Annotated in this window: 20 protein-coding genes and 1 pseudogene; 8 read left to right on the forward strand and 13 right to left on the reverse strand. The window is 70.0% G+C overall.

The window, feature by feature from the left end; all coding sequences use genetic code 11:
* Window positions 1-193: 193 nt before the first annotated feature.
* Together AB0J90_RS08350 and AB0J90_RS08355 are read left to right on the forward strand one after the other, a co-directional pair.
* The gene (locus tag AB0J90_RS08350; protein WP_363593678.1) at window positions 194-1960 is read left to right on the forward strand and encodes a VWA domain-containing protein; all 1767 of its coding nucleotides are present in this window, start codon (window positions 194-196) and stop codon (window positions 1958-1960) included.
* Window positions 1961-2252: 292 nt separating this feature from the next.
* Complete coding sequence (locus AB0J90_RS08355) at window positions 2253-3722, forward strand: sugar transferase (protein ID WP_363593680.1); 1470 nt, start codon at window positions 2253-2255, stop codon at window positions 3720-3722.
* 87 nt (window positions 3723-3809) lie between these two features.
* Here the strand turns inward: AB0J90_RS08355 and AB0J90_RS08360 are convergent, their stop codons facing one another.
* A complete protein-coding gene (locus AB0J90_RS08360) occupies window positions 3810-5141 on the reverse strand; it encodes an ROK family protein (protein ID WP_363593511.1) in 1332 nt (443 codons plus the stop codon).
* A gap of 74 nt (window positions 5142-5215) precedes the next feature.
* Here AB0J90_RS08360 and xylA point away from each other — a divergent pair, with 74 nt between their 5' ends.
* Window positions 5216-6403 carry a xylose isomerase gene (gene xylA, locus AB0J90_RS08365; protein WP_363593513.1) on the forward strand — a complete coding sequence of 396 codons (1188 nt, stop codon included), beginning with the start codon at window positions 5216-5218 and terminating at the stop codon, window positions 6401-6403.
* Window positions 6404-6479: 76 nt separating this feature from the next.
* Window positions 6480-7928 (forward strand): xylulokinase, encoded by a 1449-nt coding sequence (gene xylB / locus AB0J90_RS08370; RefSeq protein ID WP_363593515.1) that lies wholly within the window; start codon window positions 6480-6482, stop codon window positions 7926-7928.
* 103 nt (window positions 7929-8031) lie between these two features.
* Here the strand turns inward: xylB and AB0J90_RS08375 are convergent, their stop codons facing one another.
* The 3 genes from AB0J90_RS08375 to AB0J90_RS08385 all read right to left on the reverse strand — a co-directional run bounded on the left by AB0J90_RS08375 (window position 8032) and on the right by AB0J90_RS08385 (window position 10098).
* The gene (locus AB0J90_RS08375) at window positions 8032-9228 is read right to left on the reverse strand and encodes a hypothetical protein (protein WP_363593517.1); all 1197 of its coding nucleotides are present in this window, start codon (window positions 9226-9228) and stop codon (window positions 8032-8034) included.
* Complete coding sequence (locus AB0J90_RS08380; protein WP_363593519.1) at window positions 9225-9749, reverse strand: SigE family RNA polymerase sigma factor; 525 nt, start codon at window positions 9747-9749, stop codon at window positions 9225-9227. The genes AB0J90_RS08375 and AB0J90_RS08380 overlap by 4 nt, the downstream gene beginning before the upstream one ends.
* Window positions 9750-9912: 163 nt before the next feature.
* On the reverse strand, window positions 9913-10098 hold the full coding sequence (locus tag AB0J90_RS08385) for a DUF397 domain-containing protein (RefSeq protein WP_363593683.1): 186 nt from the start codon (window positions 10096-10098) through the stop codon (window positions 9913-9915).
* A gap of 223 nt (window positions 10099-10321) precedes the next feature.
* Between AB0J90_RS08385 and AB0J90_RS08390 the strand changes: the two genes are divergently transcribed.
* Complete coding sequence (locus tag AB0J90_RS08390; RefSeq protein ID WP_363593685.1) at window positions 10322-11788, forward strand: MFS transporter; 1467 nt, start codon at window positions 10322-10324, stop codon at window positions 11786-11788.
* 122 nt (window positions 11789-11910) lie between these two features.
* On the opposite strand, the gene AB0J90_RS08395 is transcribed toward AB0J90_RS08390, so the two are convergent.
* The 9 genes and pseudogenes from AB0J90_RS08395 to AB0J90_RS08435 all read right to left on the reverse strand — a co-directional run.
* Window positions 11911-13515 (reverse strand): glycoside hydrolase family 13 protein, encoded by a 1605-nt coding sequence (locus tag AB0J90_RS08395; RefSeq protein ID WP_363593687.1) that lies wholly within the window; start codon window positions 13513-13515, stop codon window positions 11911-11913.
* A gap of 253 nt (window positions 13516-13768) precedes the next feature.
* Window positions 13769-14791, reverse strand: a complete 1023-nt coding sequence (locus AB0J90_RS08400) for a LacI family DNA-binding transcriptional regulator (protein ID WP_363593521.1) — start codon at window positions 14789-14791, stop codon at window positions 13769-13771.
* A gap of 67 nt (window positions 14792-14858) precedes the next feature.
* Window positions 14859-15824 carry a carbohydrate ABC transporter permease gene (locus AB0J90_RS08405; protein WP_363593523.1) on the reverse strand — a complete coding sequence of 322 codons (966 nt, stop codon included), beginning with the start codon at window positions 15822-15824 and terminating at the stop codon, window positions 14859-14861.
* A 1-nt stretch (window position 15825) separates the two neighbouring features.
* Window positions 15826-16902: a sugar ABC transporter permease gene (locus AB0J90_RS08410; protein WP_363593525.1), complete on the reverse strand. Its 1077-nt coding sequence runs from the start codon at window positions 16900-16902 to the stop codon at window positions 15826-15828.
* 71 nt (window positions 16903-16973) lie between these two features.
* A complete protein-coding gene (locus AB0J90_RS08415) occupies window positions 16974-18320 on the reverse strand; it encodes an ABC transporter substrate-binding protein (protein WP_363593527.1) in 1347 nt (448 codons plus the stop codon).
* A gap of 478 nt (window positions 18321-18798) precedes the next feature.
* Complete coding sequence (locus AB0J90_RS08420; protein ID WP_170208550.1) at window positions 18799-18942, reverse strand: GPGG-motif small membrane protein; 144 nt, start codon at window positions 18940-18942, stop codon at window positions 18799-18801.
* Window positions 18933-19709 (reverse strand): metallophosphoesterase, encoded by a 777-nt coding sequence (locus AB0J90_RS08425; RefSeq protein ID WP_363593529.1) that lies wholly within the window; start codon window positions 19707-19709, stop codon window positions 18933-18935. Before AB0J90_RS08425 ends, AB0J90_RS08420 begins: the two co-directional genes overlap by 10 nt.
* Before the next feature lie 10 nt (window positions 19710-19719).
* Window positions 19720-19995 (reverse strand): hypothetical protein, encoded by a 276-nt coding sequence (locus tag AB0J90_RS08430; RefSeq protein ID WP_326556022.1) that lies wholly within the window; start codon window positions 19993-19995, stop codon window positions 19720-19722.
* A 110-nt stretch (window positions 19996-20105) separates the two neighbouring features.
* Window positions 20106-20651: pseudogene (locus AB0J90_RS08435) on the reverse strand (nucleotidyltransferase family protein); the annotation flags it as partial.
* Between the two features lie 226 nt (window positions 20652-20877).
* Between AB0J90_RS08435 and AB0J90_RS08440 the strand changes: the two are divergent.
* The 3 genes from AB0J90_RS08440 (at window position 20878) to AB0J90_RS08450 (ending at window position 23903) form a co-directional block, all read left to right on the forward strand.
* On the forward strand, window positions 20878-21630 hold the full coding sequence (locus AB0J90_RS08440) for a dTMP kinase (protein ID WP_363593531.1): 753 nt from the start codon (window positions 20878-20880) through the stop codon (window positions 21628-21630).
* A gap of 240 nt (window positions 21631-21870) precedes the next feature.
* Entirely contained in the window at window positions 21871-22884 is a 1014-nt protein-coding gene (locus AB0J90_RS08445; RefSeq protein ID WP_363593533.1) for an NAD-dependent epimerase/dehydratase family protein, read from the forward strand.
* Window positions 22885-22976: 92 nt separating this feature from the next.
* Window positions 22977-23903 carry a MurR/RpiR family transcriptional regulator gene (locus tag AB0J90_RS08450; protein WP_363593535.1) on the forward strand — a complete coding sequence of 309 codons (927 nt, stop codon included), beginning with the start codon at window positions 22977-22979 and terminating at the stop codon, window positions 23901-23903.
* Window positions 23904-23937: the final 34 nt, after the last annotated feature.

A 23937-nucleotide genomic window follows, 5' to 3' on the forward strand; every position in this document is an offset into this window, starting at 1 on the left:
GGGGAGCCTGTCAAATGTGCTACATGCTCCGGTTGGAAAGCATGAGCACGAAAGCTGGCGCGCTGGGCGTATTACCCGACAGTTCGACGTCGATCAGCTACGCAGTGTGAAATTCGAGGTGCGATCCGTATCTCCTGCGTAACTTTCGACCGAACGTAGGTGGCATTATGCGGAGTCGTTACGCAAGATGGTCATCGTGTCGGGCCGCCATCGCATGCGTAACAGTATTCGTGGAGCAGGCGCCATCGCAGCGGCGATGGCGCTTGTCCTTGTCGTGGTGGGAGCGTGGTTCGGCTATCGGCAGTTGGCCGAGCCGGCTTGCACGGGACAACTGCGTCTGAACGTCGACGCCGCGCCGGAGATCGAACCGGCCGTGCAGGCCGCCGCCGCCCAGTGGGCGGAGAACGGCGCCGCGGCCGAGGGGGTCTGCGTCGAGGTCGCGGTGACCGCCAGCGACCCGGCCGACGTGGCCGCCATCCTCGCCGGCAAGCACGGGGTGTCGCTGTCGGGAGTGGGTCAGGCGCCCGGCACGGCGGTGAGCCCGGACGTGTGGATCCCGGACTCCAGCACCTGGCTGCTCCGGCTGGGCAAGGAGGCGGCCGGCTTCGCACCGACCAACAACGCCCCGATCGGCCGTAGCCCGGTGGTGGTCGCCATGCCGCAACCGGTCGCCGCCTCGGTCGGCTGGCCGGAAAAGAAGATCACCTGGACCGACCTGCTCAAGCAGGTCACCACCGGTACCAAGCTGAAGACCGGGATCGTCGAGCCGACCCGCGACGCCGCCGGCCTGTCCGGGCTGCTCGCGCTCGGTGCCGCCGCCGGGGCGGCCGGCGGCGCGCAGGCCCAGCAGGCGACCACCTCGGCGCTGCGGGCCCTGGCCACCGGCCGGTCCGCGGTACGGCAGGACCTGCTGGCGAAGTTCCCCCGGGCCACCGACCCGGCGTCGATCGCCTCCGCACTCAGCGCCGCCGCGCTGTCGGAGGAGGACGTCATGGAGTACAACGCGAAGCAGCCCCCGATCCCGCTCGCCGCGGTCTACGTGGAACCGACGCCGCTGTCGCTGGACTACCCGTACGCGGTGATGCCGGGCATCGAGCCGGCCCGGGTCGCCGCGGCCGAGGGCCTGTTCAAGGTGCTCACCGAGGCCAGCTTCAAGGACCGGCTGGCCAAGCAGAACCTGCGCGGCCCGGACGGCACCTGGGGCGAGGGCTTCAGTGCACCGCAGGGCGCACCCAGCCCCGCCGGTACGCCCGCCTCCACCGCGGCACCGGCCGAGGGCGGTACGGCAGCCGGCGGACCCGATCCCGCCGCGGTCACCCGTGCCCTGTCCACCTGGACCGCGATCACCCTGCCGTCCCGGATGCTGGCGGTCATCGACGTGTCCGGCTCGATGCTGGAGGTGGTGCCGACCGCGAACAACGCCACTCGCGCGCAGGTCACCCTGGCTGCCGCGCAGGGTGGCCTCGACCTCTTCGACGAGTCGTGGGCGGTCGGTCTGTGGATCTTCTCCACCGAGTTGGTCGGTGCCCGCGACTACCGCGAACTGGTGCCGATCGGTCCACTGACGAGCCAGCGCGGCCAGCTCAAGAACGCACTCGCGGGTATCCAGCCGAAGAAGCTCGGCGACACCGGGCTCTACGACACCGTGCTCGCGGCGTACAAGGCGGTGCAGGACGGGTGGGAGCCGGGTCGGGTCAACTCGGTGGTGATGCTGACCGACGGCAAGAACGAGGACGACAACGGCATCACCCAGGCGAAGCTGCTGGCCGATCTGAAGGCGGCAGCCGACCCGGAACGACCGATCCAGGTTGTGATCATCGGTATCGGTAACGGGGTCAACCGCGGGGAGCTGGACGCGATCACCAAGGTGACCGGTGGCGGCGTCTTCGTGACCGAGGACCCGGCCAAGATCGGTGACATCTTCCTGCAGGCCATCGCGCTGCGCCCGGCGCCGCGCTGAACCAGCGTGACCGGCCGGCTGAACGCCGGCCGGCCATCCGGCGAAACATCCACCGTACGGCCGGACATCGGACGATCCACCGAGGCGGATCGCGTGCTTCGGGGGTTAGGGTACGCCCGGCGGGTACCCGGCCCCACGGGAAGTGACAGTAATCTGTCCGAAGCTCTCTGTAATCGGATCCGTAGGTGAAGATGTTCGAGGTGTCCCGGCAGCGTCGGTCCGATGGGGAGGATCGGCGGTTGAACCGGGATTCTCCGTAAGTGCTGGGGAGGGCCGGGTGACGTCGGCAACACTGCTTAGCTCCGAGACTCTGCCTCCGGAACTGCCGCCGGGGGCGTCCGCTGTCACGACCAGGTCAAGGCATCGGGCTTACCTCCGAACCACCATCGTCTTCGACACCATCACCCTCGGGGTCGCCGTGCTGGTCGGATACTTCGGCCGGTTCGGGGGGGACGATCCCCGTGGTTCCGACATCTCGTACGTGATCATCGGGCCTGCGCTGGTGCTGGTCTGGCTGCTCTCGCTGCGCGGGATGCGCGCGTACGACGACCGTGTGCTGGGCTACGGCGCGGACGAGTACCGGCGGGTCACCGCGGCCAGCCTGAGGTTGGCCGGCGGGATCGCGATCGCCGGCTACATCGCCGACGTGGGCGTGTCCCGTGGTTTCCTCGGCATCTCCTTCGCGGTCGGCACGGTCGGCCTGGTGGTGGCCCGGTTCGCCGCCCGCAAGCGGCTGCACCGGGCCCGTTCCCGGGGGGTCGGGTGGGCCCGGCAGGTGCTGGTGGTCGGTGACACCCCGCACGTGCTGGAGTTGGTGCACACGCTGCGCCGGGAGCCGCACGCCGGTTACCAGGTGGTCGGTGCCTGCATCCCGGACGCCCTGCTGGCTCCGGTGCCGCAGCGGCTCGGTGACGTACCGGTGGTCGGGTCGTTGCGCGGGGTCGCGGACGCCGCGGTCGCGGTCGGTGCCGACACGGTCGCGGTGACCGCGTCCAGCGAACTCACCGCCACCCGGCTGCGTCGCCTGGGTTGGCAACTGGAGGGCACCGGGATCGACCTGGTCCTGGCGCCGGCGCTGACCGACGTGGCCGGCCCGCGCATCCACACCACGCCGGTTGCCGGGCTGCCGCTGATCCACGTGGAGGCGCCCGAGTTCCGGGGCGCGCGCAAGGTCGTGAAGGGCTTCGTCGACCGGGCGGCGGCGTTCGCGGCGCTCACCGTGGCCCTGCCGATCCTGGCCGTGCTGGCGCTGGCCATCAAGCTGGACAGCCGGGGGCCGGTGATCTTCCGGCAGATCCGGGTCGGCCAGGGCGGCCGGGAGTTCGGTGTCTACAAGTTCCGCACCATGGTCACCAACGCGGACGCGCTGCTGGCCGAGCTGACCGCCCGCAACGAAACCGACGGCCTGATGTTCAAGATGCGCGACGACCCCCGGGTGACCCGGGTGGGCAAGTTCCTGCGCAAGTGGTCGCTGGACGAGTTGCCGCAGCTCGCGAACGTCCTCTTCGGCCACATGAGCCTGGTCGGCCCGCGCCCGCCGCTCCCCTCCGAGGTGGCCCGCTACGACGGCGACGTGGCCCGCCGCCTCCTGGTCAAGCCCGGCATGACCGGCCTCTGGCAGGTCAGCGGCCGCTCCGACCTGACCTGGGAAGACGGCATCCGCCTAGACCTCTACTACGTAGAAAACTGGTCCCTGGCGGCAGACCTAACCATCCTCTGGAAAACCTTCGGCGCCGTAATAAACAGCCGAGGCGCCTACTAACCCTCCGGCCCCGATCCTCCCGTTGATCATGAAGTTAGCGACGCGATCCGGCCCTCGGCGGCGCGCTAACTTCATGATCAACGGGCTTTACGGGGTCAGCCAGGGGGCGGGGTTGGCGAGGATGGCGCGGACTACGGAGCCGGCGGCGCCTAGGACGGCGGCGTCGCGGGTGAGGCGGGAGGGGCGTACGGAGACCGGGGACCAGGCGGCGGTCAGGACCCGACTCCGGATCTCCGCCTCCAGGGGTGGGCAGAGCCACTGCGCCAGCGGTGCGTAGATCCCGCCGAGCACGACGGTGTCCAGATCCAGCAGGTTGATCACCCCGGCGATCGCCACGCCGAGCGCGGTTGCCGCCTCGGTGAGTGCCCCGAGCGCGGCCGGATCGTCGGCGCCGGCCAGTTCGGCCAGCCGGGCGATGGCCGCGTCGGCGGGCAGGCCCCGCATGTCGAGCCCGGCGCCGATGAGGATCGCCTCCTGGCCGGCGTACTGCTCCAGGCAGCCGCGGGAGCCGCAGCGGCAGGGGCGACCGGTCGGATGGACCGGCAGGTGGCCGAGTTCGCCACTCCAGCCCCTGGCCCCCCGGAACAGGGCGCCGTGCAGCACGATGCCGGCGCCGATGCCGATCTCGCCGGAGACGTAGAGGAACGTGGCCGGGCCGGGCGGTCCGGCGTGCAGCTCACCGAGGGCGGCCAGGTTCGCCTCGTTGTCGATGGTCAACCAGCCACCGTTGCCGGCCCGACGCCGGGCGCCGGGGATCTGGCCCGGTGGTCGGGCGGGTGCCGGGTTGGCGGCTCCGGGTTGACCGGGTACGGCCAGCCGGTGACCGGCCAGCGCCGGGTGGGTGTTGAGGCCGCCGGCCAGGTCGACGTCGCGCCAGCCGAGGTTCGGTGCCAGGCGTACGACTCCGGTCGCGGTGACCAGTCCGGGTACGGCCAGCGCGGTCCCGGCGAGCACGAGCCGCTGCCGAGCCGCCTCGGTGCGAGCGGTGGCGGCCAGGTCACCGAGGTCGTCGAGCACCTCGGCGGGCGAAATCGGGCGCAGGTCCACCCGGCGGACCGCCCGGTGCCGGACGGTTCCGGTCAGGTCGACCACGCAGGCGGCCAGGTAGTCGACGTTGATCTCCAGGCCGAGCCCGGCCGGGCCGTCGGTGGCGAGCACCAGGCCGAGGGCGGGTCGGCCGGCGCCGGTACGGGGAGCCGGGTCGACCTCGGCCAGCAGATGCCCGCCGATCAGGTCGTCGACCAGGGCGGAGACGGTGGCCCGGGTGAGTCCGGTGGCGGTGGCGAGGTCGGCGCGCGACGGTGGACGGGGCGCGTCGGCGATGTGCCGCAGCAGCAGGGCCAGGTTGTGCTCACGCAGGCTCGCCTGGCGTACGGCCGTGCCCGCCGTACCCACCTGGCCGTTGCCGGGTTGCGTCACGTCTTGACAATGCCACAGGCCGGTCAAATAATTCAACGGGTAAACAAATCAAAGATGTTACGTGGAGGTCATCGATGGCTGCCCAACCCACTCGCGCCGACAAGTTCTCCTTCGGCCTCTGGACCGTGGGCTGGGAGGCCCGCGACCCGTTCGGTGACGCCACCCGCGCCCCGCTGGATGCTGTGGAGGCGGTGCACAAGCTCTCCGAGCTCGGTGCGTACGGCATCACCTTCCACGACGACGACCTGATCCCGTTCGGCTCCGACGACGCCAAGCGCGAGCACCACATCAGCCGCTTCCGCAAGGCGCTGGACGAGACCGGCCTGGTGGTGCCGATGGTCACCACCAACCTGTTCACCCACCCGATCTTCAAGGACGGCGGGTTCACCAGCAACGACCGCGACGTACGCCGCTTCGCCCTGCGCAAGGTGCTGCGCAACGTCGACCTCGCCGCCGAGCTGGGTGCCAAGACCTTCGTGATGTGGGGCGGCCGGGAGGGCTCGGAGTACGACGTCGCCAAGGACATCCGGGCGGCCCTGGACCGCTACCGCGAGGCGGTCAACCTGCTCTCGCAGTACGTCATCGACAAGGGCTACGACATCAAGTTCGCGATCGAGCCGAAGCCGAACGAGCCCCGGGGCGACATCCTGCTCCCGACCGTCGGCCACGCCCTGGCCTTCATCAACGAGCTGGAGCACCCGGAGCTGGTCGGCCTCAACCCGGAGACCGGGCACGAGCAGATGGCCGGCCTCAACTACGCGCACGGCATCGCGCAGGCGCTCTGGGCCGGCAAGCTGTTCCACCTCGACCTCAACGGCCAGCGTGGCATCAAGTACGACCAGGACCTGGTCTTCGGTCACGGTGACCTGATGAACTCGTTCGCCCTGGTCGACCTGCTGGAGTTCGGCGGCCCGCAGGGTGCCCCGGCGTACGAGGGCCCCCGGCACTTCGACTACAAGCCGTCCCGGACCGAGAACTTCGACGGGGTCTGGGCGTCGGCCGCCGCCAACATGCGCACCTACCTGCTGCTCAAGGAGCGGGCGGCGGCGTTCCGGGCCGACCCGGAGGTGCAGGCCGCCCTCGCCGCCAGCAAGGTCGACGAGCTGTCCACCCCGACCGTCGGTGCGGGCGAGTCGTACGCCGACCTGATCGCCGACCGGACCGCGTTCGAGGACCTCGACGTGGCCGAGGTGTCCGCTCGTGGCTTCGGCTTCGTCCACCTGAACCAGCTCGCGGTCGAGCACCTGCTCGGCGCTCGTTGATCCGTACGACCCTTCCTTTCCGTACCCCTGCCCGCTAGACCACCCACCAACCCTCAGCCAGCCACGGAGGCCGCAGATGGCGCTCGTCGCCGGGGTCGACTCGTCGACCCAGTCGTGCAAGGTGATGATCCGCGACGCGGAGACCGGCGAACTCGTCCGCTCCGGACGGGCCGCCCACCCGGCCGGCACCGAGGTGGATCCGCAGGCGTGGTGGGATGCGTTGCAGGATGCCGTGGCGCAGGCCGGCGGCCTGGCGGACGTGGCTGCCGCCTCGGTCGCCGGCCAGCAGCACGGCATGGTCTGTCTCGACGAGCAGGGCGGGGTCGTCCGCCCCGCCCTGCTCTGGAACGACACCCGGTCGGCCGATGCCGCGGTCGAACTCATCGAGGAACTCGGCGGGGCCGACGGCGGCTCCGGTGGCGACCGGGTGGGTGCGCTGGTGGCCGGTCGGCACGCCTGGGCCGAGGCGGTCGGCAGCGTGCCGGTGGCCAGCTTCACCGTGACCAAGCTGCGCTGGCTGGCCCGCAACGAGCCGGCGTCGGCGGAACGTACGGCGGCGGTCTGCCTGCCGCACGACTGGCTCACCTGGCGGCTGGCCGGCGCCGCCGGGCTGGACTCGCTGCGTACCGACCGGGGCGACGCGAGCGGGACCGGTTACTGGTCGCCGCGTACCGGTGAATACCGCCTCGACCTGCTGGAACAGGCGTTCGGCCGGCGGCCGGTGCTGCCGGTCGTGCTCGGCCCGACCGGTCGGGCCGGTGAACTGCCCAACGGCGCCCCGCTCGGCCCCGGCACCGGCGACAACGCCGCCGCGGCGCTCGGCGTCGGCGCGCTGCCCGGTGACGTGATCGTCTCCATCGGCACCTCCGGCACCGTGTTCAGCGTGGCCGAGGCACCCTCGCAGGACAGCTCCGGTGCGGTGGCCGGCTTTGCCGACGCCACCGGCCGCTTCCTGCCCCTGGTCGCCACGCTCAACGCGGCCCGGGTGTTGGACGCGGCGGCGAAGCTGCTCGGCGTCGATCTGGACGAACTGGCCCGACTGGCGCTGTCCGCACCCGCGGGCGCGGACGGGCTGGTCATGGTGCCGTACCTGGAGGGGGAGCGGACCCCGAACCGGCCGTTGGCAACCGGCGCGGTGCACGGACTGACCCTGCGTACGTCCACCCCCGCCCACCTGGCGCGGGCCGCGGTCGAAGGCCTGCTCTGCGGTCTCGCCGACGGCCTGGACGCGATGGTGGCCCAGGGTGCCACGGTCAACCGGGTGATCCTGGTCGGCGGCGGTGCCCGGTCCGAGGCGGTCCGCCGGATCGCCCCCCAGGTGTTCGGCTGCCCGGTCCTGGTCCCCGCCCCCGGCGAGTACGTCGCCGACGGCGCCGCCCGCCAAGCAGCCTGGGTAGCCCTGGGCGGCGAGGCCCCACCCGCCTGGGCCGCCAGCACCACCGAGCAGTACGACGCCCCTCCCGCCCCCCACATCCGCGACCAGTACGCCGCCGCCCGAGACCTCTTCACCAACCGCCCCGCCTGACCGCGCCCCCGCCTTTTCGCGTTGATCATGAAGTTAGCGCAGGTTTGATCTCTGCTGGGCGCGCTAACTTCATGATCAACGGCGCTCGTTGTCGGGGTAGGGGTCAGAAGGTGATGGGGGCGGCGGTGGGGGGGAGGCCGGTGGAGGGGCCGATGAAGAGTCTCTGAAAATACTGGTGGCTGTCGACGGCGCTGAGTGTCACCGAGTGATCCACCCGGCCGTCGAGGTCGACCACGACCAACTGCCTGCTCTGCGTCGCGCCGGCTGTGGTCGCGGCGCTCGGCTGGGCCGGCCCCTGGTCGGAATCCACCACCTGGAACAACAGATGTTCTTCATCGGCCCAGCCGAGCAGGCTCCCGCCGGGCGGCGCCGTCACCGTGTGCCGTACCGCTCCGGTGGTCGAGTCGACGACGGTGATTACGAAGGGTTCCTGAGGTGAGGACCGGGTGCGCAGGGCAATCCCGCCGCCGCCCGGGGAAAGGGTGGGGAGGAAGGGATAGGCGCCGGGGCCAGTGCTCACCGTACGCACGACCCTGCCGGTCAGGTCGTAGAAGCGGATGCCCGTCACCGTGTCCTCCGGCTGGTCGGCGACTTGGGTGAACATCATCGCGACCCCGTTGCCGTCCGGCGTCCAAACCAGGTTCAACCGCTGTTCTGGCTGGGATGCGACGTCGGGCAGCGGAACGTAGGTGATCTTCAATGTCTCCGGGTCGAGCAGTCCGAAGCCGCGTTCGCCCTGGATATCAATTAAGAGGATCCACCGTCCGTCCGGCGACCACGGGTTCTCGGCCAGACTGCTGCCGATGGTGGCGTCGCTGATCCACCGTACGTCTCCGCTGGCCCGGTCCATCAGCCCCGTCCGCATCGGGGGGGTCGCGCTGTCGTCGTACGTGGTGACCAGCACCCGACGGCCGTCCGGCGACGGCTTGACGTACGGGTACGCCACCCGCTCGTAGCGGCCGGTGCTGTAGTCGAGCAGGAGTGAATAGAAGAAGTGCGGACTCGGATCCGTGACGTTGGCGTCCCGGATGCCGGTGTACGCGGTCACCACGTTCGGCCTCATCGTGTCGCTGGCGGACCGGTCGGTGCCGTCGGTCGTACTGGTGGGGGCGACGGCGGCGATCACGCCGATCAGCGCGGCGCAGACGGCGACGGCTGTCCCGCCGCTGGCGATCCGTCGGGTGATCCGCTGGCGTCGGGCGGCGACCAGTGCGGCCGGCGCCAGCCCGGCGGGCGGTGGAGCGGTTTCGGCCAGTTCCTCGAACGCGTTCCGGAGTGCCCCGGAGAGATGCGAATTCATCGGCTTGTCTTCTCCTTCGTGTCGAGGATGGCGAGGTCAGGGCAGAGGACACGCAGCCGGGCGAGGGCCCGGGCGTGCTGACTGCGTACCGTGGACTCGGTGCAGTTCAGGATCTGTGCGATCTCGCTGTCCGGCAGGTCCTCGAAGTAGCGCAGTACGAGCACCGCCCGGTGTTTCGGAGCGAGCCGCGCCAGCGCCTGCCTGAGGGCGAGACCGAGGTCGACGGTCGCGTTGTCGTCTCGCGGCTCTGCGATCTCCGGCACCTGTTCGGCGCTCACCTCGCGACCCCGCCGTACGCTGCGCCACCAGCTCGTCTGCTGCCGGTAGAGCGCGGTACGCAGGTACCCCTCCGGATTGCCGGTACGGATGCGTTCCCAGTGCGGTACACCCTTGGCCAGCACCGTCTGGAGCAGGTCCTCGGCCTGTTGGCGGTGCCCGGTGAGGGCGAGCGCGGTTCGGAACAGCGAGTGTGAGCGGGCCTCGACGAATTCGGTGAACTCCCGTTCGAGGTCAGCATTCATGTACGTACCTATCCCTCATGCCGAGAACAACGCCGAACCCAGCCCGGCTGCTGCTCCCCAAAGGGACCTCCCGCCCAACATCCACAACCCCCCGGGCGGCCAGACTCTGTTGATCATGAAGTTAGCGCACTCAGAGAAGATCAAATTCGCGCCAACTTCATGATCAACAATGAGGTGCCGGGCGGGTCAGGGGGTGGCGGAGGTCGGATGCGAAGGCGCGCCAGGTGGCGGGAGTGAAGGTCAAGGTCCCGGCCGTACGGTCCTTTGTGTCGCGGACCAGCACCCGGCCGGGCAGGTTGTCCGCCACCTCCACACAGGTGCCCTGGTTGGAGTCGCTGCGGGTGCTGATGCGACCGCACTCACGTGGGACGGGGAGAAGTTGCACCTTTTTCCGACCTGCCCGTCCAATCCTTGGATCGAGCTGCGCTGGCCAGCCATCAAGCCTAGGGGCGGAGGCGACCCAACGTGAGCCCGCGACTCCTCAGCGCTGCCCAAATCCGCCCCGCGATTCCCCACGGGCCCGGATGCGGCCCTATCCGGGGTCGTTGCCGCATGCTGTTCGGGTGTCGGAGATGACCAAGACCGGTGGTGGGGGCAGGATGGCCCGGGGCGGTGGGACCGGACACCGGTTCTACAGCGTGCTGGTCTTCGTCGTGCTCGCCTCGCTGGACAACGTGGCCATCGGCCTGGTGCCACCGCTGTACGCGCCGATCAGCTCCACCCTCGGCGTCAACACCTCGGCGATCGGGCTGGTCACCGCGATCAGTTTCCTGGTCAGCGCGATAGCGGCGGTCGGCTGGGCGTACTTCGGGGACCGGACCAACCGCAAACCGCTGCTGATGATCGGCACCCTGCTCTGGGCAGCCGGTACGGCCGGCAGTGCCGCCGCCGGCAACTACCCGGACTTCCTCGGCGCCGCCGGGGGCTACCCCGCGTTCTTCCTCGCCCAGGCGGTGGCCGCGATCGGTCTCGGTGCCGTCGGCTCGGTCGGCTTCTCCGTGGTCACCGATCTCATCTCGCCCCGCCGTCGGGGACTGGTGATGAGCTTCTGGGGACTGTCGCAGGGCATCGGCACCCTCGCCGGCACCCTGCTCGGCGGCATCCTCGGCTCGACCGACTGGCGGCTGCCGTTCCTGGTGCTCAGTGTCGCCGGGCTGGTCGCCACGGTCGCGTACCTGTTCACGTACGACATCCAGCGGGGGCAGAGCGAACCGGAACTCGCGCACGCGATCGCCACCGGCCACGAGTACGACTATCGGATCAGCCGCGCCGACCTGCCGAAGATCCTGGATCGGCGCACCAACCGCTGGCTCATCCTGCAGGGGCTGACCGCGCAGGCGGCCTTCGGCTCACTGGTCTGGCTGCCGGTCCTGTTCCAGGAACGGGCGCAGGACCAGGGCTTCTCCAGCTCGACGGCGATCATCATCGGGAGTGTTTTCGCCACCCTTTTCCAGCTCGGCGGGGTGCTCTCCATCGTCGGTGGACTCGTCGGCGACGCGCTGCAACGGCGTACGCCCAGGGGCCGGGCGTTGGTCGCGGCCGTCGGCATTCTCGCGGCCGTGCCGTTCTACCTGGTCCTGTTCTTCGTGCCGATCCGGATCGACGTCCCCGACGGCGCTGGTGCCGGTACGGTGATCAGCTCGGTGGTGGGCAGCGTGTTCACCGAACCGACGGTCGGCTTCAGTTTGCTCACCGCGCTGCTCGCGCTCGCGCTCACCTCGGCGAACTCGCCGAACTGGTTCGCGTTGATCGCCGACGTGAACCCGCCCGAGCACCGGGGCACCGTCTACAGCCTCGGCAACCTGGTCAACGGGGTCGGCCGGGCTGCCGGCAACGGCCTGGTCGGGATCGCCTTCCAGGGACTACGGGCGGCCTTCCCGCCCCCGCTGAACTTCGCCGTCGGCCTGGCCGCGTTCCAGCTCTTCTTCATCCCCACCGGGATCATGTACTGGCTGGCCTCCCGCACCTCCCCGCGCGACATCAAGAACGTCCACACCCTCCTCCAAACCCGCGCCGAGGAGACTGACCCCCACCCCTGACCCCCACCCCTGACCCCCACCCCTGACCGCGCCGATCTTGCAGTTGTGGCGCCCAGCTCATCCCGATTCGGGGCTTATCTGAGCAACCACAACTGCAAGATCGACGCGCGCAACGGGGTGGGTCAGGGGTGGAACCAGACGGTTACGTCGGTGGGGACGTGGTTGTCCGGGGTCAGGGGTTCGCTGGACTGGAGGACGGTGGCTCCCTCGGGGAGGGGGAACGAGGTCGGGCCGAAGTTGGTCAGCACCGACAGGTTGCCGTTCTGGAAGTGGATGACGTCGTCGGGGCTGGTGAGCCAGTAGACGGTGCCTCGGCCGAGGGCGAGTTCGCGGCGCAGCCGCAGGGCGGTGCGGTACAGCTCGTACGTCGAGCCGGCGACGCCGCGTTGCAGGTCGAGTGCGTACTCGGCGTAGAGCGACGGTTGCGGCAGCCAGCTTCGGTCGGTGGGGCCGAAGCCGTACGACGGGGCGTCGGACTCCCACGGGATCGGCACCCGGCAGCCGTCCCGACCCTTGTGGACGTGTCCGCTGCGCTCCCAGGTCGGATCCTGACGGGCCTCGTCCGGCATCGTGGTGTGCTCGGGCAGACCCAGTTCCTCACCCTGGAACAGGTACGCCGAGCCGGGCAGGGCGAGCATCAGCAGCGTCGCCGCTCGCGCCCGACGCAACCCGAGTACGGCATCCGGCTGCGGGTCGTCGGCGCCGATCCCGTTCGGCCGGGTCTGGCCGACCGGCAGCGCGAGCCGGGTCGCGTGCCGGATCACGTCGTGGTTGGAGAGCACCCAGGTGGTGGGGGCGCCGACCGCCGCGGTGGCCTCCAGCGAGCGGGTGATGACCGCGTACTGGGCTGGTGCGGTCCAGGGTGCTTCCAGATATTCGAAGTTGAACGCCTGGTGCATCTCGTCCGGGCGGACGTACGCGGCGAGCCGCTCCGCGGGCTGCACCCACGCCTCGGCGACCAGGATCCGCTCACCGGGGTAGCTGTCGACCACCTGCCGCCAGTCGCGGTAGATGTCGTGTACCCCGTCCTGGTCCCACATCGGCGGGCGCGGACCCTCGGTGCCCTCGCCGAACATCGGCTCCAGCGGGTAACTCCAGTCGGCGAAATCGGCCTGCTTGATCAGCCCGTGGGCGACGTCGACCCGGAAGCCGTCGACGCCCCGGTCGAGCCAGAACCGCAGGATGTCGAGGAACTCGGCGCGTACCTCGGGCCGGTCCCAGTTCAGGTCGGGCTGGCCGGGGTCGAACAGGTGCAGGTACCACTGACCGGGCTGCCCGTCGACATCCTTGGTACGGGTCCAGGCCGGTCCGCCGAAGACGCTCTGCCAGTCGTTGGGTGGCTCCTCACCGGAGGTACCCCGGCCGTCCCGGAAGATGTAGCGCTGGCGCTCCGCGCTGCCGGGGGCGGCGGCCAGGGCCGCGCCGAACCACGGGTGGGCGGACGAGGTGTGGTTCGGCACCAGGTCGACGATGACCCGCAGGCCACGCGAGTGGGCCTCGCCGATCAGGGCGTCGGCGTCCGCCAGTTGCCCGAACAACGGGTCGACGTCGCGGTAGTCGGCCACGTCGTAACCGGCGTCGGCCTGCGGTGACGGGTAGAACGGGGAGAGCCACACCGCGTCCGCACCGAGTTCGACCAGGTGGTCGAGGCGGGCGGTGATACCCGGCAGGTCACCGATGCCGTCGCCGTCGAGGTCGGCGTACGAGCGCGGGTAGATCTGGTAGATGACCGCCTCCCGCCACCACTGGGTGGGTTCCGGCTGGTCGGTGTCGACCGGTGCGGTCGGCGACGACTCGGTGGTCGACGGCGGAGTCTGCTGGCTGTTCAGGGCGTACTCCCATGGGTGTCGGGCACGGTGGAACTCGGGCAGCCGACCGTGGTCGGCGTGGTCCGGTGATGGTGCGGGTGCTGCTGGGTCCAGTCTGCCGGTGTTCGGCCCGGTTCGCCCGTGGGCCGGGCGGAGCGACTCGCGGACGGTGTCACTCGGCCCGTGGTGGGCCGGTGGACTCGCGGACGACCAGCGCGGTGGGCAGGACGACCGAGGCGGTCTCGGTCGGCCGTGGGTGGCCTTCGAGCGGGGCGAGCAGCAGGCCGGCGGCGAGCCGGCCGTGGGTGGCGGCCGGTTGGGCGACCGTGGTCAGCCCGACGACGGCGGCGAGGTCGTGGTCGTCGAGGCCGATCACGCTCACGTCCTGCGGCACCCGGAGTCCGGCCGAGCGGAGGGTCGACATCGCGCCCATCGCCATCTCGTCGCAGGCCGCGAAGATCGCGGTCGGCGTCTCGCCCCGGCTGAGTAGTTCGGTGGTGGCCCGGCTGCCGCCGTCCACGGTGAACTCGTCCTCGACGTCGAGTCGTGGGTCCGGCGCCAGTCCGGCGGTGTGCAGTGCGTCGTGGTAGCCCCGGCGCCGGTCGAGGTGGGTGGTGAAGGAGAGTTCCGCGGAGGCGTCGCCGGCCAGGTGGGCGATCCGGCGGTGGCCGAGCGAGATCAGGTGGGTGGTCGCGGTCCGCGCCGCGCTGACGTCGTCGATCCGGACGCTGGGCCATCCGGGTACGGCGGCGCCGGAGCTGACCGTGACGCCGGGCATCCGCAACTGGGCGATGATCGCCAGGTCGGCGGCGCCCAGCGGGGTGGCGACCAGCATCAACGCGTCGACCCGTTTCTGCAGGTTGGTGGTCTGGAACAGTTGCCGGCGGTTCTGCTCGCGGTCACCGAGGTTGTAGAGCAGCAGGTCGTACCCGGCTTCGCGCAGGGTTTCCTCGGCCGCGTCGACCACGGTGCCGAAGAACCAGCGGGTGACCTGGGGGACCACCACCGCGATCGAGCCGGTCCGGCCGCCGGCCAGCCGGGAGGCGCTGGGCGAGGCGGTGTAGCCGAGTTGTTCGGCGGCGGCCAGCACCCGGGCGCGGGTGGATTCCGACACCGTCGGCAGCCCGCGCAGCGCGCGGGAAACCGTGGCGGTGGACACCCGCGCCAGCCGTGCGACGTCGTCGATCTTGGTCACGGTGTTACGTGCTCCGCTCAATCAGGCCGCCGGTCGCGGCCCCCACCATCGTCGGGCGCCTCCGGCCTCAGCCCTTGACGCTGCCGGCGAGCAGGCCACGTACGAAATATCGCTGCAGGGAGAGGAAGACGATCAGCGGTACGACGATCGAGATGAACGCGCCCGAGGTGAGCCGCTGCCACTCGCCGCCCCGGGTACCGGCCATCTCGGCCAGCCGTACGGTCATCGGCGCGGTCTCGTTCCCGCCCCCGGCGAAGATCAGCGCGACCAGCAGGTCGTTCCAGACCCAGAGGAACTGGAAGATGCCGAACGCGGCCAGCGCCGGGGTGATCAGCGGCAGCACGATGGTCCGGAAGATCTTCGGGTGGGTCGCGCCGTCGACGCGGGCCGCCTCCATCAGGTCCCGCGGCAACTGCGAGACGAAGTTGTGCAGCAGGAAGACGGCCAGCGGCAGGGCGAAGCAGGTGTGCGCGAACCAGACCTGGATGAACCGCTGCTCGTCGGCGAGGTCCCAGGCGGGCATCAGCGTGATGCCGCCGACGCTGACCCCCTGGGAGAAGAAGCTGAGCAAGGGCACCAGTGCCATCTGCAGCGGCACGATCTGCAACGCGAAGATGCCGATGTAGATCCAGTCCCGGCCCTTGAAGTTGATCCAGGCCAGCGCGTACGCGGCCAGCGCCGCGAAGGCCAGCGGGAACAGCACCGACGGGATCGTGATCACGATCGAGTTGGTGAAGTAGCTGGCGAGTTGCCCCGAGGAGGACGAGCGGCCGAACAGCACCTGCTGGTAGTTCTCCAGGGTGAGCTGGGGGTTGCTGAAGAACGTCCACCAGCCGGTGGTCTTGATCGCGTCCTCGGGACGGAACGAGGAGATGAACAGGCCGAAGGTGGGCAGCGTCCAGACCACCGCGATGACGATGGAGACCACGGTCGCGGTCCGGCTGTTGAGCCGCTTGCGCACCCGGCCGCCGACGGTGGCCGGACGGTCCGTGCCGATCGCGGTGTCGACGCGTACGGGAACGGCGGTGGTCATGTCATACCTCCCGCTGCTTGCGCAGGTTGCGGATCTGGTAGATCACGATCGGGATCACCAGGACGAAGAGGAAGACCGCGAGGGCGGAGCCCTGGCCGGTCTCGCCGTAGCGGAACGCCTGGTTGTACATCTCGCTGGCGATCACGTTGGTGTCGAAGTTGCCGTTCGTCGCGGTCCGGACGATGTCGAAGACCTTCAGCGTGCCGATCGAGATGGTTACCACGACCACGATCAGCGCCGGCCGGATGCTCGGCAGGGTGACCTGCCAGAACATCTGCCAGGGGGTGACCCCGTCCAGCCGGGCCGCTTCGACGATGTCGCCGGGGATGGCCTTGATCGCGGCGGAGAGCACGACCATGGCGAAGCCGGCCTGGATCCAGATCAGGATCACGATCAGCAGCAGCGTGTTCAGCGGCGGTTCCTGCAACCACTGCCGGGGGGCTCCACCGAGCCACACCACGATCTGGTTGAGCAGGCCGATCTGGGTTTCGCCCTCGCCTCGGTAGGCGTAGACGAAGCGCCAGATGATGCCGGCGCCGACGAACGAGATCGCCATCGGCAGGAAGATCAGTGACTTGGCGACCGCCTCGAACCGGGCCTTGTCCACCATCACCGCGTAGAGCAGGCCGGTGGTGGTGGCCAGCAGCGGGACCAGGATCACCCAGATCAGGGTGTTGACCAGCACCCGGATGATCTCGTCCTGGCTGAACAGCCAGCCGTAGTTCTGCAGGCCGACCCAGGTGTCGCTGCCGCCGTCCATGAAGGAGAGCACGACCGTACGGATGGCGGGGATGACCAGGCCGATGAGGAGCAGCAGCACGGTCGGTAGCAGGAAGAAGAGGCCGAACAGTCCTTCGGCGCGTTTGGGCCGGCGTACCCGGGCGGCGGGGCCACCGCCGCCGGCCACGGCACCGCCACCGGCGGAGATCGCGACCAGCCGGGCCTCGCGCCGCCGGGCGAACCAGTTGGGTACGACATCGAGCAGGAGCAGCAGGCCGCCGACCACGACGACGAAGGCCACCAGCCCGTACAACAGCATGACGAGCTTCGGTGTCTCGTCCGCGAAGTCGAAGTTCATCCGCCCTCCCCGGGGCCGTCTACGGACCGGTGGTCCGGCCCGACGTCATCGGGCCGGACCACCGGTGGAACTCATTTCGGCCAGGTGCTCTCGATCTGGGAGAGCGTTGCGGCGGTGTCCTTACCGTTGATCCACTCGATCATGCCCTTCCAGAACGTGCCCGCGCCGACGGCTGCCGGCATCAGGTCCGAGCCGTCGAACCGGAAGACGGTGTTCGGGTCCTGCAGGATCTGTACGGAGAGCTTGTCGATCGGGTTCGGGACGTTGTTGATGTCCAGGCCCTTGTTGGCGGAGACGTTGTTGCCGAGCTTGGCCCGGGCGTTGGCGTACTCCGGCGAGGCGAGGTAGGTCTGCACCTTCTGCACCTCGGGACGGTCGGCGAAGGCGACGGAGAACTCGCCACCACCCAGCACCGGCTTGCCCTTGGCCGGGTCGACGGCCGGGAAGTAGAAGGCGTAGACGTCGCCGTCCTCGGCCACCTTGGTGCCCTGCGGCCAGTTGTTGGCGTAGAACGACGCCTGCCGGTGCAGCGCGCACTTGCCCTGCAGGATCGGCAGTCCGGCCTCCTGGAACGAGGTGGCCGCGATGCTCTTGACGTCGCCGTAGCCGCCGTTGACGTACTTCGGGTTCTTCAGGATCTTGCCGGCTTCGTTGAGCGCGGAGACGACCTGCGGGTCGTTGAACGGGATGCCGTGGGTCGTCCACTGGTCGTAGACCTCGGGCGTGACCGTACGCAGCATCAGGTCTTCGATCCAGTCGGTCGCCGGCCAGCCGGTGGCGTCACCGGACTCGATCCCGGCACACCACGGCTTCTCACCGGTTGCGGCGATCTTCTCGCTCAGGGTGAGCAGTTCGGCCCAGGTGGTCGGCACCGTCCAGCCCTTTTCCTTGAACGTCTTCGGCGAGTACCAGACGAAGGACTTCACGTTGGAGCCGAGCGGCGCCCCGTAGAAGGTGCCCTTGACCGTGGAGTACTTCAGCCAGTCCGCGGGGTAGTTCTTCTCGGCCATCGCCTTGGTCTCGGCCGAGGCGGGCTTGAGCTTGCCGGCCTCGGCGAAGCGGTTGAGCAGGCCGGGCTGCGGGATGAAGGTGATGTCAGGGGCGTTGCCGCCGTCCACCCGTACCTGCAACTGGGCCTCGAACTCGCCGCTGCCCTCGTAGTCGATCTCGATGCCGGTGCAGTCCTCGAACTGCTTCCACGAGTCCTGCAGGATGTCGGCCTCCGCGTCCCGGATGGACGCGTAGATGCTGACCTTCTCGCCGTCGCTGCCCTGGTATGCCTCGTAGGCGGCGCACTCCGGGGAGTCCGCGTTGCTGTTGCTGTCGCTGTCGCTTGAAGAGCAGGCGGTGGCGCTGAAGGTCAGCGCCAGCGCGCTGGCGATCACGAGGGCCTGGCGTGGTCTGGTGAAGACCGCCATGCCGTCCTCCTTCCTTCGCCGGCGCATGGGGAGACCCCCGGGGGATCCGCGCCGGCCCCGATGGGCGTCCCCACATGTAAGCGCTTGCAGGAGGGGCCGTCCACCCCTGGAGCGGCACGAGCCCGTAACGATTCGGAAACCTGATCGTTGACCTGGGCTCGCTCCCACGCGAGGCCGGGCGATTCGGCCGGTCCCACATACTGGATCTTGTAACATCCGGGAATCGACAAATGTGAACATTCACCCATTGCTCGGGATCAATGGGTGGAGGGTGCGGGCGACCGGCCCCAGGGGAAGCACGTAAGACGCCGGGGCCGTCGCCCCGGGCCTTCCGTCGGGGAGGACGAAGACCCGGTACGACGACCCCGGCGGGTCGAAGGGAACCGAAGTTCCGAGGGGATGGAACGAGGAGGGAGGGTGGATCGGGAGGAGGGACGGGGGATAGGGGATGAGGGATAGGGGATGGTGGATCAGACGGTCAATTGAAGATGCTGACCCCGCCCGGGCCCACCAGCAGCCCGATGATGATGAGGACGATGCCCCAGAGGAGCTGCCGCCGGAACAGTGCGAGCACGCCCGAGACGACCAGTACGACTGCGAGAATCCAAAGAATCAGGTCCATGAACGGTCAGTACCCGACCCGAATTCCGCGGAAACCTTCTCCCGTTCCGACTGCTCTGCGAGGTGGAACACACTGTAGGCCTGCTTGATCACCGGGTGTGCCACGTTGCGTACGCGTACGCCTCCGGGGGTGGTGCCGCGCTCGGTGCCGTGGTGGGCGTGGCCGTGGATGGCCAGCGCCGTAGGCGCCGAGTCGATGGCCTCGCCGAGCAGGTACGAGCCGAGGAACGGGTAGATCTCCAGCGGCTCACCGGCGAGCGTGTCCGGCACCGGGGCGTAGTGGGTCAGCGCCACCCGTACGTCGGCGTCGAGCTCCCGTAGGGCGGTGCCGAGCCGGTCCGCGATCGTGGTGGTGGTACGGATGAACGCCTTCATCTCGGGCTCGCCGAACTCGCTGGCGCAGCGGCCGGCGAACCCGCCGCCGAAGCCCTTGGCGCCGGCGATGCCGAGCCGGTGCTCCCCGCACTCCAGCACCACGCCGGTGCCCTCCAGCACCGTGATGCCCGCGTCCTCCAGCACCCGGACCACGGCCGGCACCTGGTCGCAGTGATGGTCGTGGTTGCCCAGCACGGACACCACCGGCACGTCCAGGCCGCCGAACTCGGTGGCCACGCAGCGCGCCTCGGACTCGGAGCCGTGCCGGGTCAGGTCACCGGCGAGCAGCAGTACGTCGGCGTACTCGCTGATCTGGTCGAGGGCCGGACGGAACCGTCCGACCACGTCCTCGTCGAGATGTACGTCGCCGACGGCGGCGATCCGGATCACCATGTCGTCTCCCTCACGGCAGCTCCTCCACCTCGGTCGGGGCCTGGGTACGAATCAGTCCGATGTCGACCTTCAACGGCAGGTCGGGGTACGCGTCGGCCACCCGGCGCAAGATCTCGGCCCGGCGCTGCTGGCTCTCGACCTCGCCGTAGAGCACCAGCGAACCGTCGCGGCGGTCCACCGTGATGCCCTGTTCGGCGATGTCGGTGTTCTCGGTCAGCAGTCGCTGTACGGCCGCTTCCAGATAGTCGTCGGATCGCTCGACGGCGACCCGGTCGGGTTCGGTCATGCCAGCACCTCCTTCTCGGTCCGTTCGGCTTCCGCCCGGGCGGCCTCGGTCCGGCCGGACTCCACCCGAGCGGCCTCGGTACGCGCGTCCGCCTCCGCGGTCGCGTCCGGTACGACGTCCAGCCGGTGCAGCAGGATCAGGAACGCCTCCGCGTACGGCGAGTGCTCCGTCTCCGCACGGACCCGGTCCCAGTCGATCTGTTCACGCAGGGAACGGGCCAGCGGCAGTCCGCGGGCGAAGTCGCAGTAGTGCTGGGAGAAGCTGAGCAGCTTGTGCACCATCAGCCGGGTGGCGGTGAGCACCGGCATGTGGATCGCGTCGACCGGGCGGACGACGGTGTCGAGCAGCGTCTCGTCGGTGACCGGGGTTTCGATCGGGCGGTGGATCAGGTCGACCAGCCGGCCGTCGTCGTACACCTTGACCAGCCAGTCCTCCGGCGGGCGTTCGGCGACGAAACCCTCTGCCACCAGGGCTTCGAGGGCACGTTCGGCGTCCTGCTCGCGAAGCAGGAAGTCGACGTCATGGTCGCTGGAGTGGCCACCGTGTGCGTACACGGCGAAGCTTCCACCCAGCGCGAAGGGAATTTCGGATTGTTTGAGGACGGCGGCGACCCGCTTGAGGGTGTGCAGCAGACCCTCGTCCCCGCGGTGATCCATATCGTCTCCCGTGGTGGTCGATGGCGGGCATCTGGTCGGTTGGGTGCAGATTTGTCGGTACCCGGCGCCCTGCTCGTTCACACCTCGGGTGTGATTTCGGCCCGGAATCCACCCCGCTGCCAATTGCCTCATTGTCGCCTAAAACCGACGCAGGTTTTCCGGAAATTCGCCTCATACGATGACGAAAATCATCGAGGGGTGCGAGCGCCCGGTACCGTTGCTGAGCGTGGCCCCATCTGCGCAGGATCGGCACGTTGAAACGGTCGGCAGGGGGCGACTCCGCGTCGTCGCACTTGTCGGCATCGATGGTTCGGGAAAGACGACCCAGGCGCATCGACTCGCCGCCGCGCTCGAGCGCGCCGGAGTACGGACCACCTACTCACGCAACGCCGGTGGCCGGCGCTGGTTCGGCCGGGCTGCCCAGCGGCTCGGCCGCCGCGACGCCCGCCGTCTGCTCGGCGACAGCGGCCTGCTGCTCGCCGAGTCGATACTCCGGTGGTTGGCCATCGCCCGCGCGCTGGTCCGGTCCGCCGTCCGCCGCCGGCTCGCGGTCATGGACCGCTACTCCTTCGACCAGTACGCCAGCATCCGGGTGCACCGCGGAACCCCACGCGCGGCACGGTTGGCCCGCCTCGGTTACCGGCTGTTCCCCGAGCCCGAGGTCACCTTCCTGCTTGTCGTCGACCCGGCCGAGGCGTACCGGCGGATCGAGTTGCGGGGCACCGACCACGAGAGCATGGAGTACCTGACCGCGGCCGACGCCGCGTACCGGTCCCTACCCGAGTACGGCACCTTCGTGGTGATCGACGCGAACCGGTCGCCGGACGAGGTGACCGCCCAGATCGCGGTGTACCTGCGGCCGTGGCTGTCGCCGGATCCGCCGCCGTCCGTGCCGCCGGCCCGGCTGCCCGAACCGCCACCGTCACCACCGCTGCCACCACCCGCGGTGCTGACCAGGACCGCCCGTCCCGGCGGCTGACGCCCATGGCCGCGCGGTCCAGGCGCCTGATGCCCATGGCCGCGCGGTCCGGGCGGCTGACGCGCCCATCGCCACGCGGTTCGGCGGCTGACCGGCCATGGGCGCGCGGTTCGGCTATGGGTGCGCGGTTCGGTTGGGTGATCGGCCACCGGCCGTCGGTGGCTGCGCTGTGGGCGGAAGCCTTCTGCTGTCGGCATACGGGATGGCCATCCCGGCCCGCCGGGCAGCAGGATCGGTCGCATGCGTCTACTCGTACTCGGTGGCACCATGTTCCTCGGCCGCTCGGTGGCCCGACTTGCGGCCGCGGCCGGACACGACGTCACCTGCGCCGCCCGTGGCGTCTCAGGTGAGCCGGTGGCGGGCGTCCGGTTCGTCCGGGCGGACCGCGACGACCCGGCCGGACTGTCCGCTCTGGACGGTGAGCGGTTCGACGCGGTGGTCGACGTGACCCGGCGCCCGAGCCACGCCCGGCACGCGGTCGCCGCGCTCGCCGACCGGGTCGGCCACTGGTCGTACGTCTCCACCTGCTCGGTCTACGCCGACAACAGCACGCCCGCTCAGCGGGCGGCGACGGCGGAGATCGTGGCGCCCGCCCCGGCCGAGGTGGACAACCCCGTCGGCGAGCACGCCGAGTTCTACGGCCCCTGCAAGGTTTCCTGTGAGCAGGCCGTGCTGGACACGATCGGGGCGGCGCGGTCGTTCGTCTGCCGGGCGGGCCTGATCGTCGGACCGGAGGACCCGAGCGACCGCTTCCCGTACTGGGTCGCCCGGCTGGCTCGCGGTGGTGAGGTGCTGGCCCCCGGCGCACCGGACGAGTTGGTCCAGCTCATCGACGTCGACGACCTCGCCCAGTGGCTGCTGTACGCCGCCGAGACCGGCCTCACCGGCACCTTCGACGGCATGGGTGCACCGTTGCCGCGGGCCAGGTTCCTGGCCGAGGTGGCCGCCGGGGTGGGGCGGGTCGATCCGGAGCTGACCTGGGTCGAGCAGGACTTCCTGGTCGAGCGGGACGTCCGGCCATGGTCGGGTGAGCGGGCCCTGCCGCTCTGGCTGCCGCTGCCCGAATACGCGGGATTCCTGAGTCGGGACGTGACCGACTCACTCGCCGCGGGCTTGCGTACCCGGCCGATCGAGGAGACCGCCGCCAGGACGCTGGAGTGGGTGCGTACCCACCCGGATGACGTACACGGGGGCGGGTTGGAACCCGCCGACGAGGCGAAGGTGTTGCGGGAATGGTCGGCCCGGATGGCCTGACGGTGACGGGCGCCCACCGGTTCGGCCGTATCCGCCTGGCTGTTCCCGTTGCCCGGTTGACGCTCCTCCAAGGTCGTGAGTAACTTTCGCAGGTGGGGAAGATTGCGAAGATTTCCGCAGGTCATGCGCCTCGCGGCCTGATCGTCCAGATCAGTGGTCTGCTTCCGTCGCTTTCCCCGGCACAACTGCGGGTGGCGCGGTTCATCCTCAGCGATCCGGCCGAGGCCGCCCGCCGCACCATCACCGACCTGGCCGCCGCCGCCGAGACCTCGGAGGCCACCGTCGTCCGGTTCTGCCGCTCGGTCGGCCTGACCGGCTATCCACAGCTACGGATCCGGCTCGCTGCCGAGGCGGCGAGCCGGATCGACCCGCCGGACGCACGGGTGGCCGGCGGCGACATCCCGCCCGGTGCCGACCTGGCCCAGATCATCGCGACCATCGGCTTCCACGACGCGCGGGCGGTGGCGGAGACCGCCGAACAACTCGACCCGGCCGTCTGCGAGCGGGTCGTCGCGGCGATCCACGCCGCCGCCCGGATCGAGATCTACGGCGCCGGGGCGAGCGGCCTGGTCGCCGCCGACTTCCAACGGAAACTGCACCGCATCGGCCGGCTCGCCTTCTGTTTCCCGGACGGGCACACGGCCCTGACCTCGGCCGCACTGCTCGGCAAGGGCGATGTGGCGGTGGCCATATCGCACACCGGCCGCACCGCCGAGGCGATCGGGGTGCTGGCGCTGGCGCGGGCCCGGGGTGCGACCACGGTGGCGCTGACCAACCATCCCCGCGCCCCGATCGCCGCGGCCGCCGACTTCGTGTTGGCCACCGCGGCTCGCGAGACCACCTACCGGACCGGTGCGATGGCCAGCCGGCTGGCTCAGTTCACCGTGGTCGACTGCCTCTTCGTCGGGGTCGCGACCCGCAACCGGGCCCGGACCAGGCGAGCCCTCGAACTCACCGCGGAACCGCTGTCCGCCACGGTGGGCAGGGCAGCCGCCAAGCCCGACTCCGGGTCGAGTTGATCAAGGGGACTTTGCGGGCCGGCCGGATTGTTCA

The organism is Micromonospora sp. NPDC049523, assembly GCF_040676775.1.
GTDB lineage: Bacteria > Actinomycetota > Actinomycetes > Mycobacteriales > Micromonosporaceae > Micromonospora_G.